Origin of the sequence: Pseudoalteromonas sp. MMG024, assembly GCF_021654175.1 — a bacterium.
In the GTDB taxonomy this organism is placed as follows: Bacteria; Pseudomonadota; Gammaproteobacteria; order Enterobacterales; family Alteromonadaceae; genus Pseudoalteromonas.
Map to the genome: position 1 here is coordinate 19,571 of NZ_JAKFZO010000024.1, position 16,307 is coordinate 35,877.

18 protein-coding genes are annotated in these 16,307 nt (G+C 40.9%); 1 reads left to right on the top strand and 17 read right to left on the bottom strand.

All coding sequences use genetic code 11. From position 1 onward, the window contains the following. Positions 1 to 74 precede the first annotated feature (74 nt). From L1068_RS18410 to ccoG, 4 genes are read right to left on the bottom strand one after another with little or no spacing between them, the layout of a single operon-like run. On the bottom strand, positions 75 to 707 hold the full coding sequence (locus tag L1068_RS18410) for a thiol:disulfide interchange protein DsbA/DsbL (RefSeq protein ID WP_054978977.1): 633 nt from the start codon (positions 705 to 707) through the stop codon (positions 75 to 77). 10 nt (positions 708 to 717) lie between these two features. Continuing rightward, complete coding sequence (locus L1068_RS18415) at positions 718 to 1,344, bottom strand: thiol:disulfide interchange protein DsbA/DsbL (protein ID WP_237131391.1); 627 nt, start codon at positions 1,342 to 1,344, stop codon at positions 718 to 720. Positions 1,345 to 1,353: 9 nt separating this feature from the next. Further along, on the bottom strand, positions 1,354 to 2,328 hold the full coding sequence (locus L1068_RS18420; RefSeq protein ID WP_237131392.1) for a serine/threonine protein kinase: 975 nt from the start codon (positions 2,326 to 2,328) through the stop codon (positions 1,354 to 1,356). Beyond that, positions 2,329 to 3,753 (bottom strand): cytochrome c oxidase accessory protein CcoG, encoded by a 1,425-nt coding sequence (ccoG, locus tag L1068_RS18425; protein ID WP_237131393.1) that lies wholly within the window; start codon positions 3,751 to 3,753, stop codon positions 2,329 to 2,331. 127 nt (positions 3,754 to 3,880) lie between these two features. On the opposite strand from ccoG, the gene L1068_RS18430 reads away from it, so the two are divergent. Further along, positions 3,881 to 4,228, top strand: coding sequence for a hypothetical protein (locus L1068_RS18430; protein ID WP_237131394.1), 348 nt, complete (start codon positions 3,881 to 3,883; stop codon positions 4,226 to 4,228). A gap of 252 nt (positions 4,229 to 4,480) precedes the next feature. Here the strand turns inward: L1068_RS18430 and L1068_RS18435 are convergent, their stop codons facing one another. From L1068_RS18435 to gspC, 13 genes are read right to left on the bottom strand one after another with little or no spacing between them, the layout of a single operon-like run. After that, positions 4,481 to 5,074, bottom strand: coding sequence for a UPF0149 family protein (locus tag L1068_RS18435; protein ID WP_237131395.1), 594 nt, complete (start codon positions 5,072 to 5,074; stop codon positions 4,481 to 4,483). 9 nt (positions 5,075 to 5,083) lie between these two features. Further along, a complete protein-coding gene (locus L1068_RS18440) occupies positions 5,084 to 5,851 on the bottom strand; it encodes a type II secretion system protein N (protein WP_237131396.1) in 768 nt (255 codons plus the stop codon). Between the two features lies 1 nt (position 5,852). Continuing rightward, complete coding sequence (locus L1068_RS18445) at positions 5,853 to 6,323, bottom strand: type II secretion system protein M (protein WP_054978985.1); 471 nt, start codon at positions 6,321 to 6,323, stop codon at positions 5,853 to 5,855. Then, positions 6,320 to 7,516 carry a type II secretion system protein GspL gene (gene gspL, locus L1068_RS18450; RefSeq protein WP_237131397.1) on the bottom strand — a complete coding sequence of 399 codons (1,197 nt, stop codon included), beginning with the start codon at positions 7,514 to 7,516 and terminating at the stop codon, positions 6,320 to 6,322. Before gspL ends, L1068_RS18445 begins: the two co-directional genes overlap by 4 nt. Beyond that, on the bottom strand, positions 7,513 to 8,496 hold the full coding sequence (gene gspK / locus L1068_RS18455; protein WP_237131398.1) for a type II secretion system minor pseudopilin GspK: 984 nt from the start codon (positions 8,494 to 8,496) through the stop codon (positions 7,513 to 7,515). Before gspK ends, gspL begins: the two co-directional genes overlap by 4 nt. Then, complete coding sequence (gene gspJ / locus L1068_RS18460; RefSeq protein WP_054978988.1) at positions 8,496 to 9,116, bottom strand: type II secretion system minor pseudopilin GspJ; 621 nt, start codon at positions 9,114 to 9,116, stop codon at positions 8,496 to 8,498. Before gspJ ends, gspK begins: the two co-directional genes overlap by 1 nt. Continuing rightward, positions 9,117 to 9,497: a type II secretion system minor pseudopilin GspI gene (gspI, locus tag L1068_RS18465; RefSeq protein ID WP_235576715.1), complete on the bottom strand. Its 381-nt coding sequence runs from the start codon at positions 9,495 to 9,497 to the stop codon at positions 9,117 to 9,119. It abuts the gene before it with no gap. Then, complete coding sequence (locus L1068_RS18470; RefSeq protein ID WP_237131399.1) at positions 9,484 to 10,068, bottom strand: prepilin-type N-terminal cleavage/methylation domain-containing protein; 585 nt, start codon at positions 10,066 to 10,068, stop codon at positions 9,484 to 9,486. The genes gspI and L1068_RS18470 overlap by 14 nt, the downstream gene beginning before the upstream one ends. A 21-nt stretch (positions 10,069 to 10,089) precedes the next feature. After that, the gene (gspG, locus tag L1068_RS18475; protein WP_054978990.1) at positions 10,090 to 10,515 is read right to left on the bottom strand and encodes a type II secretion system major pseudopilin GspG; all 426 of its coding nucleotides are present in this window, start codon (positions 10,513 to 10,515) and stop codon (positions 10,090 to 10,092) included. A gap of 25 nt (positions 10,516 to 10,540) precedes the next feature. Then, the gene (gene gspF / locus L1068_RS18480) at positions 10,541 to 11,761 is read right to left on the bottom strand and encodes a type II secretion system inner membrane protein GspF (protein WP_237131400.1); all 1,221 of its coding nucleotides are present in this window, start codon (positions 11,759 to 11,761) and stop codon (positions 10,541 to 10,543) included. Positions 11,762 to 11,763: 2 nt separating this feature from the next. Further along, positions 11,764 to 13,272, bottom strand: a complete 1,509-nt coding sequence (gene gspE, locus L1068_RS18485; protein WP_237131401.1) for a type II secretion system ATPase GspE — start codon at positions 13,270 to 13,272, stop codon at positions 11,764 to 11,766. Further along, positions 13,265 to 15,334: a type II secretion system secretin GspD gene (gspD, locus tag L1068_RS18490; protein WP_237131402.1), complete on the bottom strand. Its 2,070-nt coding sequence runs from the start codon at positions 15,332 to 15,334 to the stop codon at positions 13,265 to 13,267. Before gspD ends, gspE begins: the two co-directional genes overlap by 8 nt. A 22-nt stretch (positions 15,335 to 15,356) precedes the next feature. Beyond that, positions 15,357 to 16,289: a type II secretion system protein GspC gene (gene gspC, locus L1068_RS18495; protein WP_237131403.1), complete on the bottom strand. Its 933-nt coding sequence runs from the start codon at positions 16,287 to 16,289 to the stop codon at positions 15,357 to 15,359. Between the last annotated feature and the right edge of the window lie 18 nt (positions 16,290 to 16,307).

Genomic DNA, 16,307 nt, shown 5'->3' on the forward strand with positions numbered 1-16,307 from the left:
ACCATCCCTGAGATAAAGCAAAATTTAAACACAAAAAAAGCGCCTAAACAGCGCTTTTTTACTAATTGCTTAAATTATTTTTGAGCAAGGTAATTGATAAGATTCGCCATATCTTCAGCACTTGAAATGCCTGACTTACGGCCAAAGTTAACTTTGTACTTACCATTAACAATAAAGGTTGGTACTGAACCCAACGCACCTTTGCTCTTAAAGAACTCTTGTTCTTTGCTCATTTTCTTCGCTTTAGTGCGTACGCCGAAGCTCTTGTAATACTTATCAAATGTTGCAGCCTCAACACCTTTAGCTACAAATACATCTTTTACGTCTGCAACTTCATTAAAGCTTTTACGCTCACCATGAATATGGTTAAAAATACCTGCAATCACTTGGTCTTTTTGCGGCAGCGCTTCGGCTGTTGCTAACGCTTGTGACAACATTTCTTGATTTTCTTTTGAGCGACCGCCCATAAAGTTAACGTGTGCTTTTTTAAATGCCACGCCGTCTTTTAGTAAAGGTTTAATGTCGTAAATCACGTTTTCCATGTTATTACATGCTGGGCAGTAGAATGAGAAAAACTCGGTTACTTCTGGTTTTTTAGTTGCGCGATCTGAGATCACTTCGTAGTGCACGCCTTCTTCAAACTGGTTGGCAATTGCCACAACAGGCAGTGCTAAAGCTAAAAGAGCAGCTTTAAAAAATGCTTTCATTTTTACTCCGTTATTTTTCTAATAGATAGTCAACGAGCGCTTTTAGCTCATCGTATGATTTAATACTGGTTAATTCGATACGGTAGATATCGTTAACAATAAATGTTGGTACGCCAGTCAATGCGCGCAGGTCTGAAAAACGCTTTTGCTGTTCAACCATGTACTGTTCTTGCGCAGCAATTGCCATGCTACCAGCTAGCTGGTCAAACTTTTCTTCTGTCACAATATCGTTTAATACAAATAAGCGACGCACATCACCGATTGTTGCGAAGCTGCCGCGATTGCGATGAATAAATGAGAAGATAGCATCGCTCGCTTCACTTGCTTTACCTGCTTGTTTTGCAACTAAGTAACCAACAGAGAGCAACGATTGAATTTTCGGGTCAATGCCATTTAAAAAGTTTACATGACTTTTAACAAAAGTATCTGCTGGTAGTTCTTTATTTAATCGCTGTGCGATCATTTCAAAATTGTAGCAATGCGGGCAGTAGTATGAGAAAAACTCGGTTACTTGTGGTTTTTCAGATTTTTCAGTTTTAATACGTGAAAAGTGTTTTCCCTCTTCAAACGTAAACTCCTTAGCAAATAGCGCTAACGGAAAAATTAATGCAACAATTAAAAATAACTTCTTAGTCATAGGGTTCTCTTATGGCAAAAGCTTTAACGGTGCTTCGTGCAACGCAGCCAATTGCTCCTTTAAACTTAATATTTGTTGTTCCCAGTATTTGTCTGATGCAAACCACGAAAAGTTCCGTTGAAATGCTAAATCATTCCAACGTTTTGCAAGCCAGCCCATATAATTAATCATACGTAAGGCGCGCAAAGGTTCGATCAGCCTCAGTTCTTGTACATCCAGTGATGAGAATTCGTCATATGCACACAACAACGTATCCATTTGCATGCGTTGTTCACTTTCATCTCCGCTTAACATCATCCATAAGTCTTGAACTGCTGGCCCCTGACGTGCGTCATCTAAATCAACGAAAGTCAGTTCATTGCCTGTCCACAGAATATTGCCAATATGGCAATCACCATGCAAGCGGATCTCGTTAATTGGCGAATATTTCTCTTCAGTTAACGTGATAACCTGTTGCAAAACAGTCATAAATGGCGTTTCTAAACTTGGCGATATTAAATTACTATCGATTAGAGAGCGTTTAGCGTCGTGCAAAAACTCTTGGCAACTAATTGTTGGCCTAACTGCGAACTGTTTAGTTTTAGCCACATTATGTAAACGACCGATAAAACGACCTAAAACTTCCAGGTGATCGTAATTATCTGCTTCAAACGTTCTACCACCTACACTTGGAAACAGCGCAAAACGGTAACCTTGGTATTGAAATAAACTAGTATTGTCACGTTTTATTGGCGCGACAACAGGCACTTCACCGTCAACCAGTTCATAACTAAAATCATGCTCTTCTTGTATTTGTAAGGAGCTCCAGCGCTCTGGGCGATAAAACTTCACTACATAACGTTTGTTATCTTCCGCAACAAACTGATAAACGCGGTTTTCATAGCTGTTTAGCGGTAAAAGCCCCGATATAGGGTAAACGCCAATGCTTTCAACCGCATCTAAAATACGTTCAGGCGTTAAATCACTAAAATCAAAAGTCGACATTTAACGTCCTTTAAAGAACTTACTCGGCTGTGCAAGTTGCGTCTGAGTTTGATCTGCACGCTGCAAAACAAAATTGAATTCGGTAATTGGCGATTTCAAATCATACGGGTCAATTGCGATTGACAACGGCAGGCTATACGACTCACCGGAGCGAATATGCACCTGTGTTTTGCCAATAATATTAAAATTATTTAGCCCCTCAACCGCAATGGTGTATTCGTGATCTTGCTGTGATTTATTAAGAATTTTTAAGGTATATGTGTTTTCAACTAAACCTTCATTAGTTAAGCGGTAAAGCTGATTTCGGTCGCGAATAATATCAAGGTCCATAGGAATACGAGTCATCACATCCGCAACAAAAATACCGCAAATAACAAGCATTACAACCAAGTAGCCAATAATTTTCGGACGAAACGCGTGGGTCTTTTTATCAGATGTTAAGTTACGCTCTGTGGTATATGAAATAAGCCCTTTGTCATAATTCATTTTATCCATCACTTCGTCACACGCATCGATACATGCACCACAGTTAATGCATTCGTACTGTAATCCATTACGGATATCAATGCCTGTCGGGCAAACATGCACACACATTTTACAATCAATACAATCGCCTAAACCAAGCTCTTTTGGATCTTGTTTTCTACCGCGCGGACCACGGTTTTCACCGCGCTTTTCGTCATAGCTAACAGTGAAGGTATCTTGGTCAAACATCGCTGATTGAAAACGCGAATAAGGACACATATGTAAACACATGATTTCGCGCATCCAGCCGGCATTGCCATAGGTACAAAAAGTAAAAAACAATACGCCACCAACGGCATACGCGGTTGCTTCAAAGGTGAAAAAATCCACCATGAGTTCACGAATAGGTGTGAAATAACCAACAAAGGTTAACGAGGTAAAAAGTGAAAAACCAACCCAACTTAAATGTTTCGCTGATTTTCGCCAAAACTTATCAAAGTCCATTTTACGCTGATCGAGTTTTTTGCGCTGATTCGCGCTGCCTTCGATTTTTTCTTCAAACCAAATAAAAATAAACGTCCACACAGTTTGCGGGCACATATAGCCACACCAAACCCGACCATAAAAGGTCGTTACTAAAAACAGAGCAAACGCGCCAATCATAAAAATCCAAGCAAGAATGGTTAAATCTTGCGGCCATAATGTCATGCCAAAAATATTGAATTTTTGATTGAAGATATCGAAAAGAACCGCTTGATGACCGTTAAAACTCACCCATGGCAGTAACATAAAACTAAGCATGGCAATAAAGCCAAGGTACTTACGTAACTTTTGGTGTAACCCTTTTACAGCGCGAACATAAATGCGGTTGCGCGGGTTAAAACGGTCAAATTTTTCCGCGTCAGGCTTATGTACCTTTACTTCGGTTGGGATATTTTTTACTTTAATTTGCTTGTCCATGGCGCCCCTAGGTGTGCAAACTTGTAGATAAGTTGCTTAATTATAACAATTGTCTTTGCTAGTGCGATGCATTTTATTAAACTAAATACACAGCAAATTAGTGCTAAATCAAAAAAAAGAAAAGTTTATGAAAAATTACTTCTTATTTGTATTGGTCATTCTTATCTTAGCAAGTGTTGATCACCCCAGCATAGCTAAGCCGCGACAAGAACTTTATGACAAGATTATGGGCGTACTGAGTGATTCGAGCAAAGTAAAAACAGATCAAGAAGCCGCTCGCTCATTAGAGCGTGCCAAAGAAAAACTTCGCTTATCACAAACTGCGGAAGACTATTTAACTAAGCAGCTTGCCACTAACCAAAAAATGTCATCGTTTAAAAAGCTTTACTGTGTACAAAAAGAACTTAACTCTTACTTTTACGGGGATGATTTAAGACAAATTTGTAAGATTATTGCGGAAGAATCTAAACGTTAATTATGGATTTTTCACAGCTTAATAAAAAGTTTGCCAAAAACTTTAATGATCAAAAAGCCGTTTTAAAAAAGCTCTTAAAAGGCGGTACAGTTAATTGTGATACGTGTAACAAACCTCTTGCGTAACACTTAACGACAAAGACGGTAAGTTTATTGTAAGTTGCGGATCTGGCTGTACTCAGATCACCCTTGAGATAGATTAGTTACCTCAAGCTAATAAAAGCAAACTTTAGTTGTGAGTATTTAGATGTTCTCATTCGAGATCATCTAAATCATCTTCTTCAATTAGTCCTGCATCCAGCACACATGCTTCGATAAGCTCTGCATACCCCTCAGCAAATGGTTCAAGCAAGCTGATAACATCATCACACAATGAAGCGTCGTTATTTAGATCTGCAAAAAAGCATAAATAACCTAACGTCATTGCCAGTGCTTCTCTTAGTTCCCCATTGAGATTATTCGCCGATATAATTGGCTCTATATAATGCTTAATGCCTTGAGTAAAACCTAGCGCCCATAAATGAAGCTCGCCGTTTTTTGATAAATTAGCAGCACTCGGTTGCATCATGCTAATGCGAGAAGATAGCGCATAGCCTTTTTCAAAAACATGATCGCTAACATCATTATGAAAGGCCATAAGTGCAAACAGGTTATCGTCGGCTAACTCCTCGCTTTTATTACCGAGCGCTTCACTTACCCAAATATCTTCAATGATCGGGGCTGGCGCAGCTATAAGCGCAAATAAATACCCTTCAAGCTGGGGGAATGACATCGCATAAGGTGCCATTTCACTGCTTGCTAACCAGCGCGCCAACGCGTGCTTATCTGTTTGTGTAAATTCAATCATGTTTTGTACTTAGAACTTAAACGGGTAGCGCCCGTTATTATCAGGCTTACCCAAAAACTTAACGGCGTCATGAACTTGTTTTGGCAAACTTGCATCTGGTTTAACAAAGCCACTAACTCTCATTAAACGCAAACCATATTGCGCTTCTAGCTGCAGCCCAAGTTGGTTCTCTTCACTAATATTTAAACTTAGCGACCCATTATCACACCCAAGCTTACCCTTGATGGTGTCAAACTCAATCCAACCTTGTAGACCTTGCACCGATAAATTGTGCGTTTCAGCATCACCAGCCAAAACATGACACAACTTATCTTTTGCTACTAGTGGCAATTCAGCGTTGCGCACTTTTACTTTTAAATTACCTTTAGTTGGCAACGCCATTGGCAATTTAACATTATCCATAATACTTGATGTCGCAACGCGGACATTAGCACGGCTTAACTGCACCGTTTCAGCTGAAAATGGCAGAGTAACAGACGCTTTACCGTACGGCGTATCAAAACCGCGTAAGCTACCAAATTTAATATCAGCACTCACCTTGCCAGTTAACAGACTAGCTGGTTTTAACTGCCATTCTAGTTTATCGATAAGCTGTTGATTAATTTGAGCCTGAGCGATGCGACCTTGCCAAATCGTGCCAGACACACCTACAACTTTAATATTTTTTGGTAAGTAGCTTTGTGCAAAGCCAAGCACAACCGAGGCTGGCGCAAGATATATAACAAACGCAATAAATGCGATAATAAATAACAAGATAAGAGATATCGTTTTTTTCATATTACTTCTCAACCACCAAACGACTTATGCTTACCATGCCAGGCTCGGCACCTCGATTAATATCAATCGCAGAGATCGTTAAACCACTTTCTTCGACCAGTGATTCAAGCCAAATAAGTAGTTTATTAAATTCAACTGATTCGATGGTAAGACGCAACGTCTCGTCTTTTGGCTGCATTTTGCTGATGCTGATTTGCGCGCGACGGCTCGACACATTAATAATCTGACTTAAGCTGCCACTCACTGCACGCTTACCTTGTCCGCTGCCATTAATTTTTGCTGCACTTTGTTTTACAAATTGCGCTAATTCTTGCTGTTGCTGCAAGGTTTTTTCCGCTTTTTCAATTTTATTGTTTAGTGGACGGATAATTAACATCACAATAATAAACAAGGTAAAAATTACCGCAGCGCATTTCAGCAGTAGCTGTTCATTTGGTTTAAGATTCTGCCAATAGGCTTCTAACTGATTCATGAGCCCGCCTTAATTTTTATTTCGCCTACTACAAGGTTACCTGAGTTGCTAAGTGATCCCTGCTCGACTTGCAACGCTGAACGTTCCAGCCGTTGTTTTACAACATTAAAACTTTGGAAATCTTTTGCACTGGCGCGTAAGCGTAGCTCACCGCGTTTACTGTCAAAACGTAATGTTTCAGGTGTAAAACCTTCAACATCTTTAAATACAGGCGTTAGGTGGTGCAGTAAAAACAAAAAGCCCGTTTCGCCACCAGACGATACTTGTGACAATTTAGACTGAATTTGACGACGAATTAGATTTGGTCGCACTTTTGAACCAGGAAACGCTTGTTGGTACGCTTCAATTGTCTCAGCTTTTGCAACAACAACTTTCTGCTCCAATTGGTACGCGGTTACTGCTTTCAAAACAAGGCCAAACATTAAAGCTACACCTGCGGCAATAGCAGGCACTTGCCATATAAGCCACACACCTTTACTTTGCTTTTTAACCTGAAATGCACCTTGCAACATATTAAATGGTTGCGTCGCAAGCTGTTTGGTAAAAATCGCTAGCGGTAAGTCATAGTGTTCTAATTTTTTTACCGCGTTGTCATATTCAAACTCTAAATCGCTAAGATGTGCGAGCGGTTGTACATCTAAGGTTGCAATAAATTCGTTTATCCAACTTGTTTCCACCTCGGCAATGCGCCAAGCATCAAGTCTAAACAACCAGTTATTTTCAAGCGCCGTAACGGTTACATCGGCGTCATCAAATTGTGGTAGTAACAGCGCATCAGGCAACGCACGCGTTGGCGATAGCTCTGCTGTTTTTAAAATATCCAACCAGTTTTCAAACCACGCTCGCTGACAAACAGCCACTTGTAAAGCGTGCTTTTCGCCTAACATGCAAGGTTCACCGATACTGATCAGTACATCGTCCAATTCACACGCAAGCTCTTCTTCTAGCATAAATGGTAATGCTGACTCTAACTTACGGTTATATTTAGTCGGCAAAACCACCGTTTTAAGCTGTACTTTGCTAGCAGGAAATAGCGCGATAACTTCCCGTGATTGCGCTTTTTCAGCTAATTCTTCAAGTACCAAGCTATTATCAATTCGACCACTTGCTACGGTTTCATTCGCATTGCTAATAAGCCAATGAATTGGATCATTAACCGATTGCCCTAAGCGAATAATTAAGGTTTCTTTCACTGTACGCCTCCAAATCTACGCGCCAGTACACTAACTTTTTGATTATCTGTTATATGTATTATGGATTTCATCGCAAAATTCGTTTCAAAGAAGCTTGCCTTTATTTGCGCTTCAAAATAATTACTGTTTATTACAAAGCGTTTATCTTTATCGTCTAACGATTTAGCGCCATTTTGTTTGGCATCATTAATGAATTTATTAAGGTCACCCCAGCCCTCATTCGGACGCTGACTTATTATTGTTTCCGCTTGGCTCTCTGAAATATCCAGCATTGCAGCCAATAACAAACTCTGTTCAGGTTGCAGTGTATTCACATTCACTTTAAATTCGTCATATTGGGGAATAACGCAAACGTATGGTTTTAATTTTTCCACGATGATCGGGTTAAAACCACGAATTAATCTCAGCTCAGATACGCTAGCAAATAAGTTATTGGCTGTCATATAAGGAATACTGTAAGACATGTACTCACCCTCTTCGACACCCTGCCTTTTTGGCATGCTATCTTCATCCAGCCAATCAAATACACTATCTGCAAGTGCTTCTTTCGATTCTTCCATCGGTAAATCAGGAATAATATCGAGTAACGCTTCTAATGTTTTATGTGCTTCATTAAAATTTCGAGTACTGGCATTATTGGGATCAACAAACCGCAGTGCATTAAGGTTTAAACACGCCTGTAAATCAATAATTTTACCTTCAACTGTACCATCTTCAACAGGGTAAGGCGGTGTTTCAACAGCCCACTTTTGCGATAAATCGATACGGTCTTTATCTTGTTTTTTTACATCAATCAGCAATCGTTTTGCCAGAGCTTCACCCGCCATGGCATACCAACGTGCTTGCTGCTGTAATACGAGATTACTTGAACGCTGTACTTCTACCATCAAGCGCGCATTCATTTTAACTGCCAAAGATGCTGCCAGTGCCACGACAAACAGCACGATAATTAACGCTGCGCCCGTTTGCTTTTGAATCATCAGGTCGCCTCACTCTCTGGCAGCAGTAAAATGCGACTTACGATCATTTCATCGGCTAACGCAATTTCTACTTTGATGGCTTTAGGCAAACTAGGGTTTGTCCAATTTTCTTCCCATTTATCATTTTCGCCACGAAAACTAATGGTGAAGTCTTTAATGTCTTCCAGTAAAACTTGGCTTTTAGGTTCAGTGCCATCAAGCGAATCGACATAAATGCGATATTTACGCACTAAGTTATCTTCTTCTACAACATAACTGAATAACTGTAATTCACTGCGCGGCAATAAGTTAACTGGGTTACTCCAACCATCTCGCACGCCTGCAACACCATGATATTGACTATCAAACAAAAAACGGTCGGCAATTAAAAACTGCTCTAAACTATCACCCGATTCATTGCGCGTGTTACGTAGCGCTAATTGGGTAAAATCTTGCTGCATCATACGGAAAACCGTATTCATAGCGCCTATTTCAGCTACTTTTTCTTTTGAATTTTGATTGGCATTAATCGCGGTCGATAAAATTTGATGACTTGCCAGCGTTACCATTGCTAATACCGCGAGTGCCACCAGCACCTCAATTAAAGTAAACCCTAAATAACTATTACGCTGAGTGACCACTTACTTACCCTCATTTTTTGCAATGTAAGTAATTAGCTCATACACATCGTGTTTACGTGCCTCGTCTGAATAAACTAACACTCTTGCTTCAAGCAAGTCGGGGCTTTCGGTTTTGGTAATTTTGTGACGCCAGTAAAACTTAATTCCCGCCTGCTCTTCATCACCAGTTTTATTATCCGCTGGCGGCCAATTGGTAGTAAGCGTTAATTCAGCTAATTGATTCTCAGCAACCCAGCTTGCAAGCTGTTGCTCTTCGATATTAGATAGGTGATTAATGTGATCACCAACCGCTTTCATTGCGGCAATGCCTGCAAGTGCACAAATGGCCATTGCAATCATCACTTCTAATAACGTAAAACCGCGTACTCTAGGCATCGTCATCCAATTCCTGCGACAATTCAACCGGCGCCATTAACTCACCCTTAATGTAATAAGGACGCGCTTTTTCGTTATCAGTTAGTGTTAGTACAAGTTGAAAAGGACTCACTTCACCGGAAGACAGCAATAAAACCTGTGGAATTTTCATTTTCTCAAGTTCCAATAAGCTTTCTTCATCTTCACTGTTAAGAAGCTCGCGCCAGTCAACTTGTTGCAACAAGTTTTCCTCGCCCCACGGCAAATCTTCAAGTGCCATTTCAACACTAATAAATTCACTGAACTGATGTGGTTTAAATACGTCAGGTTCTGTAATTGCAACCCACTTTTCGCTATCAAACGCCAGCAGCTCAAACGTATTAGTATTTTTATCAATATGAAAGCCCAGCTCAAGCTGGTTCATAACAGCGAATTCAGAGGCAAGATTAATCATGGTGTGAAGCTTAAGCGCTTCAGTTTCAAGTTGCTCTTCTTGCTGATCATTAAGCGTAAGAACAACAAGGTTCATGGCAAAGCCGATAATTACCAATACCGCTAAAATTTCGAGTAAGCTAAATCCGCTTTGCCACTTTTTCATAATTTAAACTAACGTTAACGATTAACGCGCGTCTTCGTCATCCCAATTACCAATATCATCTTCTGTACCAGCAACACCGTCTGGACCCATTGAGAAAATATCAATTTTGCTAAACTCACCTGGGCTTACTAGCTGATATGGGCTTTCCCATGGATCAACGGGTAGCTTTTCAATAAAACCACCTTCAGGAAAACGTTTTGGTAACGGCTCAATCGTTGTTTCTTCAACTAACGCCTCAAGGCCTTGTTCTGTTGTTGGGTAACGATTGTTACGTAGCTTGTACATATTCATAGCATCTTCTAATGCGCTGATATCTATACGTGCTTTGTCAATTTTTGCTTCTTCTTGTTGACCCATAATATTCGGCGCAACTATGGCCATGATCATGCCAATAATTACCAGAACTACCATGATTTCAAGTAATGAAAATCCACTTTGCTTTTTCATTTAACACCTCTATAAAACTTAACGCTTATCCGATCGCGTTATTCATCGCCATAATTGGCTGTAAAATTGCCATTACAATAAACATGACAATGATTGCCATAAGCGCAATCATTAATGGCTCTAGTAGCTTTAGTGAAATATTCACTAACGCTTCAAACTCTTTATCTTGGTTATCAGCCGAGCGCTCTAACATTTGTTCAAGCTCACCTGACTTTTCACCACTGGCTATCATATGCAGCATCATAGGTGGGAACAGTTTAGTTTGATCAAGTGACGCTTTCAGGCTGGCACCTTCACTGACTTTTACTGCTGCCTCAGCGACTGCTGCTTTCATTTTTTCATTTGCTAAAACTTCGCCCGAAATTCGCATGCCTTCTAACAGCGGCACAGAACTCGATGACAAAATACTCAGCGTTCTTGCAAATCGTGCTGTATTAAGACCACGCGCTACTTTACCGATAAACGGAAACTGCAATACACGGGAATCGAACCAAAAACGTATTTTCGGTTTTCTCAACGCATTCTTAATGGCAAAGATACTGCCAAAAATGGCGATTAACGAGAACAGCCAATAATTTTGAATAAAATTACTTGCCGCTATCACTGTTTCAGTGGTCCAAGGCAATGCCAGCTTTGAACTTTGAAACGACTTAACGATGGTCGGTACTACCGTGCCCAGCAAAATAGACACAATTGCAACAGCAAATACCACAAGAATAATTGGATAAACCATAGCTTGCGTTATTTGACTACGCATATGCTGCCTTTGTTCAGTGTAATCAGCCAAACGCACCAGTACTTGATCAAGGTGCCCCGACTTTTCGCCTGCGGCAACCATAGCGCGATATAGATGGTCAAAAATATGCGGAAACTCAGCAAGACCTTCAGCCAAACTGTAACCTTCTACCACTTTTGAACGCACAGACATCAACATGCTTTTTAAACGTGGCTTTTCGCACTGCTCTGCCACAGCAAGAACTGCCGCTTCTACAGGCAACGCCGATTGCACAAGTGTTGCTAATTGACGCGTGATCAGTGATAACTCATGGGCCGATATTTTTGCTTTAAACAATCCGCCGCTATTTTTAACTTGCTGCTTTTCTTTATCCGCAGCCTGCACCACCTCTAGCGGTGTAAGCCCTTTTTCTCGCAGCATTTGGCGAATTTGCTTTGCGGTATCAGCCTCTAAAATACCTTTTTTATTTTTACCGCGACCATCGAGCGCTTTATATTCAAACGCAGCCACGATTAACTTTCCTCACGCGTCACGCGAAGCACTTCTTCAAGTGACGTTTGCCCCGCAAGTACTCGGTTACAACCGTCTTGGCGAATACTCGGTGTGGTTTTACGTACGTATTTTTCAACCGCTTGTTCGCCTTTGCCATCGTGAATAAGTTCGCGTACCGCTTCATCAACCACCAGCAATTCATGAATACCAGTACGGCCTTTATAACCGTTGTGATTACATTCGCTACAGCCGACAGGGCGACAAATTTCAACACCTTTACCGTGTTCTATACCAAGCAACTCACACTCTCTTTCATCGGCTACATGCGACTCTTTACAGTCACACAAAGTTCTAACTAAGCGTTGCGATAGTACACCTAGTAATGACGAAGAAAGTAAGAATGGTTCAACCCCCATATCTTCCATACGAGTAATCGCACCCGCTGCCGTGTTAGTGTGCAGCGTTGATAATACTAAGTGACCAGTTAATGACGCTTGTACACCAATTTGCGCTGTTTCTAAATCTCGAATTTCACCAACCATCACCACATCAGGGTCTTGACGTAAGATGGCGCGTAAGCCGCGGGCAAAAGTCATATCTACTTTAGGGTTGACCTGCGTTTGACCTATACCAGGGATTTCATATTCAATGGGATCTTCAACCGTTAAAATATTGCGGTCTCGAGTATTAATTTCAGTCATTCCCGCATACAAGGTGGTACTTTTACCTGAACCTGTTGGGCCGGTAACCAAAATAATGCCATGCGGTTTACGAATTAATTCGGCGAATGTTCTGCGGTTATGTTCTGACATACCGAGATCTTCCAAATCCAAACGTGCATTGTTTTTATCAAGAAGACGTAATACAACACGTTCACCAAAGCTTGATGGCATAGTTGAAACACGCACATCAACTGCACGGCCTGCAATACGCAAACTAATACGACCATCTTGCGGAACACGTTTTTCTGCAATGTCGAGCTTTGCCATTACTTTGATACGCGAGACAAGTAACGATGCTAGTTTACGATTTGGCTCTAATACTTCTTTTAAAACACCATCAACACGGAAACGAATTACCAAGTTTTGCTCGAACGTTTCAATGTGAATATCCGATGCACCTTCTTTAATCGCTTCACCTAACATGGCGTTGATTAGTTTGATAATTGGCGCATCATCTTCTGAGGCAAGTAAGTCTTCTGTTTGTGGTAGCTCTTCGGCCAGCGAGAACAAATCGACCTCATTGCCGATATCTTCCATAATCTGCTGTGTTTCTGAGCTATCGCGTTGATAAGCCACCTCTAACAGTAACTCAAACTCATCTTTAGGCACTTGCTTAAGCGAAAAGGTACTTGCCGCAACACGCCTTACTTCAAGCAATGCCTGTTGATTTAAATCGCCCGCATAACTTACTACTAACTCGTTGTTTTGTGTTTGCATCAAGATGCTGTAGCGCTTAGCAAAACTGAATGGTAAACGCTTAACAGGCACTACGGGTGCAATACTAACCTCAGAAACTATCTCAGTCATCTTGCTGATTCTTTTTGTTTTCGCCGTGTAAGAACTCTTGATACGTTGGCGGTAACACCAGCGCATCGTCCCACTCAGGTAGTACTGGTGGTACTTCATTTGGCATTAAGTTAATGCCATCGTCTTTGCGTTTTACCTGCTCGCCACGAATAAAGTTATATTTACCATGACTCAGCTTATTCATGCTTACACTGTCACGCAAAATAGTTGGACGAATAAATACCAATAAGTTACGTTTTTGCTTGGTTGACGACGTTGATTTAAATAAGTGACCAAGCACTGGAATATCACCTAGCAATGGCACTTTTTGCACGCTTTCTTGTACATTTTCGTCAATTAAACCACCGAGAATCACCATGCTACCGTCATCGGCCAGTACAGTGTTGCTAATCGAACGCTTGTTAATTGAAATATCAACCGCAGTTGCACCTGATACACTTGAAACTTCTTGTTCGATTTTTAGTTGAACCGCTGTACCTTCGTTGATTTGTGGCGTTACTTTTAATTTTACACCCACTTCTTTACGCTCTACCGTTTGGAATGGGTTGGTATTGTTACTGCTTGACGTTGAGCCAGTAAGAATTGGCACTTCTTGACCAACTAGCATCGACGCTTCTTCGTTATCCATAGTGGTTACAGAAGGTGTTGCTAGAATATTTGAGTTAGTATCTGATGATACTGCCTGCACAATCGCAGCCCAATCGTTTTTCGCGATACCCACTGCTAAACCACTAATACTACTAAGTAGACCAGCTAATGGCTCAAGGTTACCCTCAACGGTTTCATCATACTGTGTACCTGTGCCCGTTTCTGAACCAATTACATTTTTCTTAACGGTTTTATCACGAGCTAGCTCTGCCGCCGCAGCAATAGAACCAATTGGCGCGCTGCTACCATTGTTAAACTGAACCATACCGCCTTGTTCTGAAATCCACTGCAGACCAAAGTTAACGCCATCGCCTTCAAGTACTTCAACAATAATTGCTTCAACCAGTACTTGTGCACGGCGCACATCAAGATCTTTGATGACTTTTTCAAGCGAACGCATCACATCGGGGTTTGCTGTGATAACAACGGAGTTTGTGTCTTCGTGCGCTTCAATGCTAATTTGATCTTTATTAGCTGAACGACCAGATGTTTTGCCTTGGTTCTTTTCGTCATTAATTGACTTACTCACACCTTGTAGCACTTTCACTAAGTCTTCTGCTTTGGCGTAACTTAGGTAAAAGACTTTAGTGTTACCTTGCGTTTCAAGTTCGTTATCAAGGCGCTTAATTAGGGCAATCGCTCTGTCACGCGCTTCCCCTTCGCCACTTACGATGACACTATTCGTGCGCTCATCGGCAACTACTTTAGGAATAAGGAAAGCTGGAATGTTGTTTTTTCCACCTGACGCAGGTTTGTAGATAGTTTCAACGACAGAAACAACATCTGACGCTGTCGCATAGCTCAGTTTTACAATATCAACTGATTGGTCGCCTGCACGGTCAACTTGTTTAATCACTTGAACTAAGCGATTCACTGTTGCCGCATGACCCGTTAACATCATTACGTTTGATGCCGTATATTGCGCAACGTGGCTACCGCCTTTTTGGTCACTAAACTGACGAACAACTGGACCAAGCTCTTGTACGCTGACGTTTTTTACACGCACAACGCGGGTGATCATCACATCGCCCGTCACTTCTTCATCGTCATCCAGTACAGGAACATTCTTTTTACGGCCGTCGGCACTTTTATCAATTTTGATAAAACCGGTTTCCATTTCAATTGCAGTATAGCCGTATACTTCTAATACATTTAAAAAGAACTCGTAATACAGCTCTTCGTCCATCGCCTCGTAACTGCGCACATTAATTTTGCCACGCACATTAGGGTTAATGATGATGGTTTTTTTTAAGTCTTTACCAACAACATTAATGAATTCAGTGATTTCTGTATTTTTGAAACTAGGTGAATACTCCACCGCAAGTGCAGAATAGGAAACACCTACAGCAACTAATAATGCTGCATATTTACGTAATCCTTTGTAAACCTTGCTTAGGTTTAACACGCTTTTCATTTAGTTACTCCGAGTCGTATTCTTATTCTAGGCTAAATAGCACGTCGAGAATTTGCCCTTGACGTTCGATAACTATTGTCGCAGATGATGCATTTCTAAGTTCACCAATCGCTGCCATAGCCTGTTTCATATCGGTTAGCTGATAGCCATTAATTGAAGTCGCGAGGTCCCCACTTTTAAGCCCCATTTGTGAAAACAGCTTAGGGTCTTTGCCTGGGCTAAGGTTATATCCAACAATTTGTCCATCAACCCGTTTAGGTGAGATGCGAATATAATCAAAAAGTTTCCCAGGTTCTTCAAGTAATTCTCTGCGCTTAGCTTTTAGTTCTTGTTTAAGGTCTGCATTTTTCGTTGCATTTATTGCAGGAGCCGGAGACTCATTTGCTGAACGAAGTTGGTTAAATGACTTGCCTTGTTTTTTGGTAGGTTGCTTAACGGTTTTTGAGTAATCAATACCATCGAGCATTAAGGTTTCGAAACGACCGCTCACTTTAATAATTACGCGGTCCGCAAAAATGGTTTCGATTTGTGCACGAGTACCTTTAACTAACTCGCCTACTGAATAGGTTTCTTGCCTATTTTGGCTTTCGATAATGGCATGACCAGCTTTCTCATCGCCAGCAATCGCCACTACACCCGTTAATTTAATATTTAACGTTGTTTCAGGTGCATCACTGATAATTTCTTCTGTTTTCTGCTCTGCTTGTTGCGTTGCATTACCAAAAATATTTTGCGATACCAGCTCTTTACTGCTGTAGTTGAATGCGCTACCCGAATCACTGTTATTCACAGTAATAAATGCAGCTTGTTGAGTTGGCCCTGGCCATAACATCCAAGTTAATTGCGCAGCTAAAAATGCGACATAAATAACCACAACAACAAGCACAATATTGCTTGCTTTTTTATGTGGAAATTTTGCTATAACCTGTTCGATTTGCGCTTGGTTTATCTGCATTATTATAATTTGCTTGCT